Genomic DNA, 12,130 nt, shown 5'->3' with positions numbered 1-12,130 from the left:
CCTCTAGTTATGTTCAGATAGTAACAGGGGACTGCACATAAATCGTCGGGTTTTCCATTGTAAACACAATACCGTGGACTGATAGAGATTTGGCAATTTCAGCACTTGCTAGCTCTAGTAGGCGTTTACGCACCTCCATCGCATTATCTTGAGAGCCTAAAATTGCAAAACTCACCCTTAATCTTGTTCCCGAACCGTCGGCGAGAGCAATATTTGTGCTGTTACCATCAATTCCTGATAGGAAAGCAGTTTTTTCCATTATGGCTTGCTGCACTAGGGCATATTCTCGTTCTCCTAAAACACTGGCAAAGTCCATATACAGTAACACCATGATTTTTTTAGCCAGGGTAACGTTTTCAATTTCTACATTTACTAAAATGGAATTGGGCATCACAATAATTGTCCCAGTACCAAGAGAACGAATTTTTGTCGATCGCAAACCAATACTTTCTACTTTTCCCAACTCTCCTGCGGGTAGACGGATATAGTCACCAGTCACAAAAGGACGATCTAAATACAGCACTAAAGTAGCAATCAGTTGTTCGAGAATTTTTTGGGCTGCAAAGGCGACAGCTAAACCAACTAACCCCAAACTCGCCACCAAGCCAATCAGGTCAAAGTTGACGCTGCGGGCAAATGTCACCAGCGCCACCATAAATATGAAGATGTTAAATACGGTTTCAAATACCAAAATGGCATCATCGCTACTGGGACTAAATTTTGCCCCTAACTTGAATCCATAGGTACGCAGGTAGCGGCTACTAAGCTGTGTGGATAACCAATACAAACAGCCAACTAAAATTAAACTTGCAATCGGTTTTAGCAGGTTATACACAAATGGTACTAATGTCTCTAGTAATGTCAGAGACCAAGTGATAGAAATACTGAGGACTGAAAATTGCACGAGGCGATCGCTGGGCTGAATAATCGCCAGATAAATATTTTCTGCTGATTGGATATCTAGCTTTTTGATGGCAAATCTTAATAAGGCTGGAGCGTAATGGCTAAATACAAAAGAGCCTCCTAATGCTCCCAAAAATATCACCCACTGGGGCTGAGAAAATGGGGAAACAATCTGATAGCGAATACTGCGTAATACCGGAAACCATTCCGAACTCGCTATGGCGATCGCTACCCAGGCACAACCAAAAAACACCTTGCTTAAAATCCCCATTTCCCATTTAAACAATTTGGAGACAATTAGAGATAAAAATCGCAATATAATAATAGTTGCTATGCTAATTAAAATCCATATACTTCTCTGCAAAATGTATTCACGACTTCGTTCTTTTTTAGCTTTAGCAACTGCTACTTCCAGAATATTTTGCCATTGTTTAGCTTGTTGAAATACAGAAAAGTTCGGTAGAACATCGTTAGCTGTAACTGTCAGGAGGTAATTCTTGTTTAAGGAAATTGAGGTAGCACTGGTATCAGAGTCATTACGCACATCAAAAGTTATGACTTTCTCGTTAGAAAGCGCATCAGACAACAAGTTATTAGCAAATTGGGTACGCTCAAATGCTGTAAACCGCTCCACAGGTTGCAAATGAAAAAGTGGAATTCCATCAACTACTACGGAAGAACGAGGGCCGCCAACACCTTGAGCAAAACCCCTGGGAGCGGTGAACAGAAACCAACCGAGCAGAAATAAAATTATCAGCTTCGTTGGCAGCTTAAATGGCAATTGGAGCATCCACATAAATCGTTGGTTGGTTAAGGGTAAAAGAAATATTATGTTTGTGGAGTTGTTTGGTAATTTGTTGGGTAGCCAGATCGAGCAATTGCCGCCTTAGTTCCATAGATAATTCATTAGAACCCAGAATAAAAAAAGAAATTTGGGCATGATTGTTACTGAAAGAAACCTCAGTGCTGCGCCAGTCTAAACCAAAAATGTCCACAGTGCTCTCCATCACGGTTTGGCGGATTAGTGCTTGTTTGTCAGCAGATAGCTGTTCGGGAAACTCTAGCATCATGATAGACATGACTTTCTTTGCGCCTGTATAGTTCTCTATGTTAACTTGAGTCAGAGAATTATTAGGAATAACTGTAAGAGTACCTTTACCAGATATCCTAATTCTTGTCGATCGCAAGCCAATACTTTCTACTCTGCCAAAAGTACCTTGTTTGCCTTGCTGTCCATCTCCTAAGCCAATATAGTCTCCCACCTTAAAAGGTCGATCTAGAGTTAAAACAATCCCTCCCAAAAGTTGTTCTAAAGTCTTTTGAGCTGCAAACCCAATGGCAATGCCGCCCACCCCTAAACTGGTAAGTATCCCGGCAACATTGATGTTATGGCTAATACAAAAAAATAAAATTAACGTGATAGCGATCGCAAAGTCTCCGAGATAGCGAATCAAAAAGATAGACTCGCCTCTTACTTTAGGGTTGGACTCAAAAGTTACGCCTAAAATTGTGGTATTAAAAAAGTCTCGAAATAGACTCGATAGCAGCCAACCGCCACAGAAAGTGATGCCCGCACTCAGGCAAAACTCCATCAATTTAAGCCATTCAGTGTGAGGGAGCAGAACTAAAATCACTTCCATCACCGACAGAATTAACGACATCAAAATTATGTTCCTAGAGGCAACCAATACACGAATATAATTCTGTGTCAATAAGTTGGGAGCTAACCAGTTTAAGGTTAACCTCAAGGCAGAAATTGCCACCATCCCTGCTAATCCTCCAACTCCTCCTGCTATAATAATTAGAGTAATTTGCAGGAAGCGATCGCCATTATCTAAAGGCAGTTGTGCGAGCATCAATAGCGCATAGAGCATTTTTGTCATGGGAAAGTTAAGTGCTTGATTTGATATCCAAAATTGTATTAGTTATAGCGTTGTTGTTTTGAATATCCTAGATTATTTTTCGATGGTTGAGTTATTTTCCGACTTGAGTAAACTGTTTCGTAAGGTTGCCTCAAGTTGCGGTGATAAAGCCAAAGGAATGCTCCCAGAACGCACGTGCAAATCTCGTTGAGGAAACGGAACTTCGATTTCACCCTCTCGAAACAGTTCTTCAATACGGAAAAATAAATCGCTCTTGACGCGATATTGTGCGATCGGTTCAGCAATCCAAACCCGCAGCTCAAAATCCAAGGAACTATCACCAAAACCCAAGAAAAAAATAATCGGTTCTGGATTCCTCAAGACATCAGAATGTCCCCTAGGAGCTTTGAGCAGAGCCTCCTTAACTTCACTGATATCACAGCCATAGGCAACACTAACCGGAATTCTAATCCGCGTCACAGAAGTCTCATAGTTCCAGTTAGTTACGTCATCCTCTAAGAAACGGGAATTGGGCAAAATAATCGAAATTTGATCTAGGTTGCGAATCACTGTACTGCGAGCGCCAATACGGATCACAGTGCCTTCAATGTTACCTACCTTCACAAAGTCGCCCACCCGAATCGGACGTTCAAAGAGCAAAATCATACCGCTACCAAAGTTTTTAGCGATATCCTGTAATCCAAAACCGATACCCACTCCCAACGCACTAAAGATAATTGTTAGAGAACTCAGGTCAATTCCCCATATTTGCATCAGCACGATCGTGCCTACAACAACCAGCAAATATTTGCCGATCGCAGCAACGGCTTCTTGACTGCCTCGACTGATGCGGGTGACTTGCAAAATTCGTAGTTTAAAGAAGTTGGAAATGGCACCGCTAAGGACAACCCATCCTAGGATCAGACTAGCTAAAATTAGCAGATCGGTGACTGAGTAATTGTTACGTCCTATAGACAGGGCTTTAGAGGTGAAAGTGCTGACTAAACTGCTAGTGAGAGTGTAACTCCAAATCCGAGTTACCGGAAACAGATTGGTAACGTAAAGGGCTGTGACAATCCAAACCGCCACTCTGCCCCCACACAGAGTTAAGTTAAATAATAAGTTCAAAGCTTTGGGGGAATCATTAACCCCAACTTCTTGGTTTGATGGTTCTACAAATCGCTGGATAATAGCTTGTCTGGCGATTTGCCACAGCCATCCCAATGCTTTGTGTAGGGCGATCGCCAGCGCTACAGTCGCCGCTGCCAGCATCAGCATATTTTGCATAAATCCGGCGCTTCTTTCATTTTGAGCTTGCTGCAAAGCTTGACGGAGTTGTTGAGCCCAAAGATTAGCTTGTTCGGTAGGCGTGCGATTTTCTTGGAGATCGGATTGAGTTACTGTCAGCAAGTATTTGCCATTAACCAGAATGGTAGGATATCGATCGCGAAATTCAGTTGTAACTTGAACAGTTTCTTGAGATTGCTCAATTTGTTTGAGTCGCAAATTGAGCAAATCGGCTCGTTCGGCGGCCGTCAATGAGTCAGCATCACTGACGCTAAAAACAGGACGACCATCTACCACAACAGATGTCGCTGTCCTCGCTGCTTGAACGGGTACAGCCTGCAAAACTAAGCTCAATGCTACGGCTGTGATGATTCCTAGTATTGGGTAACGAATAGATGAAAATTGCCGACGATTTAACATATTGTACCAATTTCAAAACATGACTTCTAATATTCGGCGATCGCTGTGCTTCTAATAGATTACAAACTAGACCTTGGCAGATCAAGCCCACTAAATGCAACCATCTAAGCGAAATTCACAAAGGGTGCGATGATTGCTATAGCTACTCTTCCATATTCTCAACCCCCAAAAACAGAGGGAGTTCTTGATTTAAGCGACCAGCCCGTACAAACTCAGCATAAGTATCGGCTTCGATCGCCAGCAATTCTCCTCTAAGCTGTTGAGCAATAAACGTCCGTAGATCGGGATATTCATTTTGCAGCCGATCGATTTCAGATTCTAGGCGGGTTAACTCTCCCTTAACCAGCGATTCTTGATACTCATAAAAGTCAGGCTCAACTCCTGGATGTTGCTCTATTTCACCCAAACGTTGCAGCACCCGACTCAGAGCAGCCTGACGGGCGATCGCCTCTAGATACTCTTGACGCATGGGCCCGTCGCCGAGAAGATCGAGTTTTTCGAGGACTGACCCAATAGTAAGTCCCTGGACGAGTAAGGTAAATAGCACTGTCCCAAAAACCGTTGCAATCACCACGTCCCGCCCCGGAAAGCTTTCAGGTACGCTTAACGCCAAAGCAACCGACACCGCACCCCGCAATCCTCCCCACCACAACACCGTCCGATCGCGCAGGGGAATTTCGGAGTTGGCGAAACGATTGCTCAGGCTCCCCAGTCCATAAATGGCGATCGCCCGCGTTAAAATTACTCCTGCAATCGTCACGCCGATCGCATCAAGATTTTCACCCAAACTCGCAAACCGAATTTGATCCCCAATCAGCAAAAAGACTATGGAATTGACAAAAAACGCTAAAAATTCCCAAAACTCACTCACAATGATGCGAGTGCGGGGATTCATGCCGATGCGAGAGCCAAAATTGCCCAAGATTAGCCCCGTCGTCACCACTCCAATCACCCCGGAGCCCCCCAAGTCCTCTGCAATCAAGTAAGTGCCGTAGGCCGAAACCAAGGTGAGGGACTGCTCCACTAGCGGCAAATCGAACCGTTGTGTCAGATAAGAAATGGCAAACCCGATCAGCCCCCCAATCCCCAGCCCAATGCCAACCACCGTTATTAACTGGATCAAAATAGGCCCAAGCGATAAATTAGCGGTTCCCTGCGAGAATGCCACCAAAAATCCAAAAGCAACAACCGCCATCCCATCATTAAACAAACTTTCGCCTTCCATCAAAGTGGTGAGACGCTTCCCAACCCCCAACTCTCGAAATAAAGCCGTCACCGAAACCGGATCTGTAGCTGAAAGGGTAGCCCCAATCATCAGCGCCGTTGCCAAAGAAAGACCGGCCAGTTGATTGAGACCAATTGCCACGCCAGCAATGGAAATGACGACACCTAAAACTGCATAAAGACAAATGGGAATTAAATCCTGTTTCAAGCTCGACCATTTCAAATTCCAAGCAGCTTCAAACAGCAGAGGCGGGAGAAAAATCAACAGAATCAATTCGGGTGAAAGATTGACCAATCGCACATCGACCAATGCCAGCCCTAATCCCACAATCACCAGCAGCAGTGTATAGGGAATTCTGCGAAACCAACTAAAAATTTGTGGCAGAGTGGCGACACTCAAAGAAACCGAAAGCACTAGCAAAAATTGCTTCAGATTTTCTTCGATCGCAACTTCCTGTAGACTCGTTTCTATCATAATTAGAATTCCTGTTTGCAATTATTTTATCTTTTTTTAATAACTATTTTACCAATAGTTTTCTCCAGTTTATGTGATACTTCCAGTCTAACATATTGAGTCATAATTCGATACGCTATTGCAGATTTTCTTTTGATTTATTCGGAATTGAATTGATGCAGAATTGTACTAGCTTTTATATGGAAAATTTGGATTGTATAAAGCATAATTGATTGAGTTTTTTCCTTGCTGTTTTACCATATACATTAAAGTATCAGCGGTTTCAATCATTTTGTTACCATCAGCGGGGATTTCGAGACAAGTTAGAACGCCAATGCTGAATGTTACATCCCACCTATTTTTACGAACTTCGTCCATCATATGACCTTGGATTGAGTTGATAACTGTGTGGGAATCCTCCCGATCTGTAACTGGTAATAGGATTGCAAATTCGTCACCACCCAGCCGTGCCACTACATCTGATTTTCGCGAGTGTTTGTCGATCGCTGTTACCACGGCACAAAGGACTCTGTTTCCCTCGTTATGTCCAAGTGTATCGTTGATAGTCTTGAAATTATCAATATCAATATAGGCTATCGTAAGTGGATAGCAGTACCTACTAGCACGATATATTTCAATTTCCAACTGCTCTTTAAATGCACGCAAATTCATTGCCCCTGTTAGAGGATCGGTACGTGCTAATTCACTTTCCTTTTGTCTGGAATCTATTAGATTTGATCGTAAGAGAACAATGATAGTAAAAATTGTCCCGCGTGAAATTAAGTCCCAAATATAGTAAATCCGATTGGAGTGGAAACGATGCAAATATAAATCTACGGAAATTGCCAGCAATGCACTAAAGATGGCGACGCTCGTCCCAAAACGTCGATTAATTGTCGCGGACAGCAGAATAGGTATGACATATACCAAGTCGAATCTAATCTCAGAACCAGAGAAAGAGTCGAGAATAGCAGTCAAAAACAGCACCAAAATTACTAAAACTCTTAAGATGTATTTCTCTTGTTTAGATTTATTTCCGTTTAAAAGTAGGTTCATAAAAAAATTGGTAATTGCGAAACAAGCGTGGCTTTATCCAGTTCGTGGATTACTAGGTTATTTATGACTTACAGTGAGGGATTTTGTGGCAATTTTACAATTGTTTTCAGTTGGACAATGGGTTTTGTTGCTGTTCCAGTTTTAATCATATAGCGATCGGACCCAATTTGCCATTTAGTTTGCAAGTAGCTACGGATAGCGCGCGATCGCTCCTGGGCGCGCGAGCCAATTTCAGATGGCTCTTCGCCAGAAGTCATCTCAATCTGTAATTTAGGATATTTCTGCAAGTTCTGAGCAAGTCGATCGAGTAATTGAGTTTGGTTAGCCGGAATTTCCGATTTATTTAACGCAAAGGTAACTGTTGCAACAATGGGCGCAATTCGATTGAAGTTGACCTGAGCTGTAGGGTAATTTAATTTCCTGCGGATCTCCTGCACCAGCAGTGCTTGTCCGTCGCGATCGAGATCTCGCTGACTCAAGTAAACAATCTCAATTTTTAAGGGTTCCACCGGGCTAGTAATGGCCTGATAACTCACCAATTGAGCTGGCAAAGGCAAACTCAGGGAATCGAGTGCCGACTCCACCGCGTTCAAAAAACTTGATTGCAATTCGGCAATTGTCGGAGGAGGCTCTGGCTTAATTTTTTCTGAAACTGTTGGCAACAAGTCGTTAGAAGCTATGGGAATCTGAATCAAATTTACAGCAATTGAGTCCAACGGCCTCCGCAGTTTCACCGACAGCAACTGCTTGTATTTCTCTCGTTCGGCTTCGGTGTAGACTTGGCTGGTAACCACCTGAAGTTGAGTAACCAATTTACGATTTTGTTGTTGAAATGAGAGTTGACTGATGTACGATCGCACTTTGCCATCAGCAAAGTTGCCAAAGTTTTTTTGCCAGATTTCTGTTGCGCCATTACGGAGTCGATTCTCTTGCTGCTTCCGCTCAATTTCGGTGCGAAGTTGACTGTAAGATTGATTTAGGGGAATCGAAATCAAAAAAATAGTCATCAGAATTAGCAGCAGGCGACTCGGTAAACTGCCGATGCGATTGAATCGCCCTGATGCAGGCATTCTATCTACCAACAACTGTATCCAAATGCTTTCGCGATCGCTTTGGCGCCATGTCCGAACTCGATCGCGCACAGTAGTGGTATCAATGTGCAGCGCCAAAAACACTACCATCGCCATAAAGGTAATGGCGACTAAGTTGGTAAAAAACAGCAGTCCTCCCCCTCGCGCCACCGCCAATCCATTTCCAGGGCTGAAGCTTACTGCCATGCCAATACCATAACCCACCACACACAGTGGGGGCATCAGTGCCACTGCGATCGAAACCCCAGGAATAGAAGTGACGACTCCTTTAGCTTCCTTGCAAATAGCCACTGCTCCCACCGCACCGGAAAACATAGCAATCACTAAATCTAGCAGATTTGGCTGAGTTCTCGCCAGAATTTCACTGGTCATTTCCTTAAATGGCAGAATCAATACCAACAGCACCGCAAAGGAAATGGCAAGGCCGCAGCTCAAAATTAGGTTAAAAAGAGCTCGCAGCGCTAAAATTACGTCTCCGGTGGCTAGGGCTAAGCCATTGGCCAAAATACTCCCCATCAAGGGTGAAATCAGCATCGCACCAATGATAACGGCTGGACTGTTCAAGACTAGACCTAGGGTGGCGATGCCAGCGGCAAACAAAACTTGAATCCAATAGCTCGCATCCGTTAGAGTCACCGAATGAGCAAGGTCTAAGTAAACCTGTTCTTTGCGAAGGTTACTCACACCTAAATTTTGAGCAAACCAGCGGCTCAAGCGAGGAAATGTTGCTAATATCCTTAACTTTGGCATTATATATCCTGAGAAACAATTGGTAGTTTTTCTTCATGTCTGAGGTTAGTCGATCGCTTCAAAACAGTCTATCGCTTCAGGGGTTGAGTCCTCGTCTGATTGCCCTTTGCTTTACAGCCGTCGATATTGTGCTTTTATCTCCCCGATAACTTTTATCAAGTCGGGGATCTAGCTATTTTTAATTTCCAGTGGGGGAATCGTAGGCTTGTTAATTTTTGCACCATTTTCTTGTAATTTTTCAATTTATGTGATATTATTTGGAGTTAATTATTCTCATAATAAGCTACATAACTATTAAACTATTAATTGTCAAGACCTATATTTTTTGACAGCGATCTAACTCTTCACATTCTTTATTTTAAAAATATTTTCCCTCCAGGTTGAGCGAGGTGATGTAAATATAAACACACTCAAAATAATTGCGAGTTCGCAATTACTGAAAGTTGTTCGCACGTATTGAGCTAATTGTCGATCGCCCCCTTAAAGCTCTGTCACCCTTGCAAAATCTAGACTAGAGCTACAGTTGAAATACCTGTAAGTGCTGATTTTTCTCAGATTTAGGGTGATTTTTTGTCTGAGGCGATCGGATTTATCCGATCGCACTTTCTGTATAAATTTTACTTATTTGAAAGAACTAAATAGTAGAAAACACGTAAGTATTTTATAGTTGACAACAATTTGTTACAAAACTTAATATTTTATTGTTTGTCGATTTTTCTAAGATCGGTTAGCTTAAACGAGGAAATTAAGTCTATCGGAAATGAATTCTACCAGCAAGTACATTATGTCTACCGTGAAAACACGCAATTATCAAAAAACTTTGAGTAACATCTCATGGGGAAGTTCCAGCTTGACAGCAAAATCACAAGAGAGCAAAGATCTAGTAATTTTTGACTCGCAAGTAGACAACTACCAACAATTAGTCAACGGAGTTAAAGCGGGATTTGAAGTAATTGCGATCGATGGATTCCGAGATGGCATAGCACAAATCAGTGAAATTTTGGGCGATCGCCACCACATCAACAACCTTCACATAATCTCTCACGGCGAAGCAGCAGCCATCAAACTTGGCTCAACAGAACTCAATATTCACAACTTAGAAACCTACAGCAGCCAATTGCAGCAGTGGGGAAAAGCACTCAACAAAGCAGCCAGCATTCTACTCTATGGCTGTAACATAGCCGCCAGCGAATCCGGCATTAAATTTATACAAAAAATTAGCGAAATAACCGGCGCAAATATTGCCGCTTCCAACAACCTCACAGGAAGCGCAGCACTAGGAGGCGACTGGAAATTAGAAATTACTACAGGACAAATCAATACCGAAATAGCCTTTGAAAAACAAGTCCTAGAAGACTACCCATCAGTCCTAGCTACCTTAGTCGCGGAAAACTTTAAAAACGATACAGTAATCGGGCCTTGGATCTATGGAATTTCTGGCACTTCTGCTAACCCAGGCTTAACTACAGGTGCAGCCAACCCCAATGGCGTTATTCCCAGTTTAGGGCTTGGCGATCCAGTCGGCTCAGGCGCTTTGAGATTAACAGGAGCTCTCGGTAACCAATCAGCTTATGTCCTTTACAACAACCCCATCTCTGCCACTGATGGTATAAGAGTTACCTTTGATTTATTTGCCTATGGCTCCACGAGCAATGAGGGTGCAGATGGTGTTAGTTTTTTCCTGATTGACGGAACAGCAACGCCAACAAAAGCGGGAGGCTTTGGCGGATCTCTCGGCTATGGTAGCAATAATAGTCTAGATCCTGCTCTGAGATCCGAAGGCATTGTAGGAGGTTATTTAGGTGTCGGATTGGACGAGTTTGGCAACTTTTCCGAGCCTCAACCGCTCCCACCAGCACGATCGACTTTTGGGCGTGTGGGTGGTCCCGGAATTAGAAAAGATTCAGTAGCAGTTAGAGGCAGTGAAAGCAGAACTTATGAACATTTAGGTTTTAATTTTTTAACTAACACTTCCATTTCTCTTGGCATAGATAATCAAACTGCAACCAGTCGGACCGCTACTAATACTAAAAGAAGCGTCCAAATTACATTATTTCCGGTGAATTCACCAACACCTAACCGTCTCGCAGTAGCCATAGACTTGGATCAGAACGGCAGCTTTGATGCGAGTGAAACACTGATCGACATCCCAAATTTGATAGCCGTAAACGGAGCAGTGCCACCTACCTTTAAATTTGGCTTTGCTGCTGCCACAGGTGGCGACAACAACATTCATGAAGTTAACAATCTCATCGTCGAAAGTATAAATCCGCCACCCCAAGCCGACATTTCCATTGCCAAACAAGGACCCCAGGTTGCCGCCCTAAACAGCGCCATTACCTACACAATTACCTCCACTAATATAGGACCGAGTACCAGCGACGCCAAAGATGTCCTAGTTCAAGATATCCTGCCCCCAGGCTTAACAGGAGTCACCCCATCCAACAGTGGCACATACAACCCCACCACCAGGACTGTCTCCTGGCCAGTGATTCCGACTTTGACCAGCGGTGGTAGCGTCACTTACACCGTCACCGCCATAGCTCCAGCAACACCCACCACCATCACTAACGTCGCTTACAGTAATTCCAGCACTTTCGATCCCGTTGTTGCAAACAATAATACTTCGCTACCAACCTCTAGGGCCATCACTACAATAACTGCTATTGCTGACCTAGCTACTACCAAAACCGGGACGAATAGTGCTCCATCAGGCTCCACCGTCAGTTATACAATCACCACAAAAAACAACGGGCCGAACACCGCCGATAACGTCACCATCACCGACAGCATCATTCCCGGCTTAACAGGAGTAGTTGTCTCCGACAACGGTACTTACAACAGCACTACGGGGATAGTCACCTTCCCCCTAGCCACCTTAACCAATCAAGCCAGCACCACCCGCACCATCAGCTTCATCGCACCCACAGGAGTCAGCGTCTCCAACACCGCCAGCAGTAGCTCCAGTGCGCTAGATCTCACTCCCAGCAATAACGCTGCTACAGTCACCACCGCTCTGACACCGAGCGCCGATGTCATTACCACCAAAACCGGGACGAATAGTGCAGCACCAGGTGCCACCG

The 12,130-nt window shown here is 43.7% G+C and carries 7 protein-coding genes; 1 reads left to right on the top strand and 6 read right to left on the bottom strand.

Annotated elements, in window-relative coordinates; translation table 11 throughout:
* Positions 1–13: 13 nt before the first annotated feature.
* The 6 genes from AAFP14_RS17720 to AAFP14_RS17695 all read right to left on the bottom strand — a co-directional run bounded on the left by AAFP14_RS17720 (position 14) and on the right by AAFP14_RS17695 (position 9,047).
* Complete coding sequence (locus AAFP14_RS17720; protein WP_341733553.1) at positions 14–1,699, bottom strand: mechanosensitive ion channel family protein; 1,686 nt, start codon at positions 1,697–1,699, stop codon at positions 14–16.
* The gene (locus AAFP14_RS17715; protein ID WP_341733552.1) at positions 1,674–2,786 is read right to left on the bottom strand and encodes a mechanosensitive ion channel family protein; all 1,113 of its coding nucleotides are present in this window, start codon (positions 2,784–2,786) and stop codon (positions 1,674–1,676) included. Before AAFP14_RS17715 ends, AAFP14_RS17720 begins: the two co-directional genes overlap by 26 nt.
* Before the next feature lie 72 nt (positions 2,787–2,858).
* A complete protein-coding gene (locus AAFP14_RS17710) occupies positions 2,859–4,472 on the bottom strand; it encodes a mechanosensitive ion channel family protein (protein WP_341733551.1) in 1,614 nt (537 codons plus the stop codon).
* Between the two features lie 142 nt (positions 4,473–4,614).
* Positions 4,615–6,174, bottom strand: a complete 1,560-nt coding sequence (locus tag AAFP14_RS17705) for a Na+/H+ antiporter (RefSeq protein ID WP_341733578.1) — start codon at positions 6,172–6,174, stop codon at positions 4,615–4,617.
* A 165-nt stretch (positions 6,175–6,339) separates the two neighbouring features.
* Positions 6,340–7,206, bottom strand: coding sequence for a GGDEF domain-containing protein (locus tag AAFP14_RS17700; protein ID WP_341733550.1), 867 nt, complete (start codon positions 7,204–7,206; stop codon positions 6,340–6,342).
* 68 nt (positions 7,207–7,274) lie between these two features.
* Positions 7,275–9,047, bottom strand: coding sequence for a DUF389 domain-containing protein (locus AAFP14_RS17695; protein WP_341733549.1), 1,773 nt, complete (start codon positions 9,045–9,047; stop codon positions 7,275–7,277).
* Positions 9,048–9,831: 784 nt separating this feature from the next.
* Here AAFP14_RS17695 and AAFP14_RS17690 point away from each other — a divergent pair.
* Positions 9,832–12,130: DUF4347 domain-containing protein (locus tag AAFP14_RS17690; protein WP_341733548.1), on the top strand; the 2,299-nt coding region annotated here is incomplete at its 3' end.

The organism is Microcoleus sp. EPA2, assembly GCA_020882975.1.
Lineage (GTDB): Bacteria > Cyanobacteriota > Cyanobacteriia > Cyanobacteriales > Microcoleaceae > Microcoleus.
The sequence above is the reverse complement of the archived record's forward strand: the minus strand, read 5'-3'. Positions and strand labels throughout refer to the sequence as shown.

What these genes read in the sequence shown, in the direction of transcription:
- AAFP14_RS17710 (WP_341733551.1), bottom strand. Translation starts at nt 4,472, where the DNA reads ATGTTAAATCGTCGGCAATTTTCATCTATTCGTTACCCAATACTAGGA.
- AAFP14_RS17700 (WP_341733550.1), bottom strand. Translation starts at nt 7,206, where the DNA reads ATGAACCTACTTTTAAACGGAAATAAATCTAAACAAGAGAAATACATC.
- AAFP14_RS17715 (WP_341733552.1), bottom strand. Translation starts at nt 2,786, where the DNA reads ATGACAAAAATGCTCTATGCGCTATTGATGCTCGCACAACTGCCTTTA.
- AAFP14_RS17695 (WP_341733549.1), bottom strand. Translation starts at nt 9,047, where the DNA reads ATGCCAAAGTTAAGGATATTAGCAACATTTCCTCGCTTGAGCCGCTGG.
- AAFP14_RS17720 (WP_341733553.1), bottom strand. Translation starts at nt 1,699, where the DNA reads ATGTGGATGCTCCAATTGCCATTTAAGCTGCCAACGAAGCTGATAATT.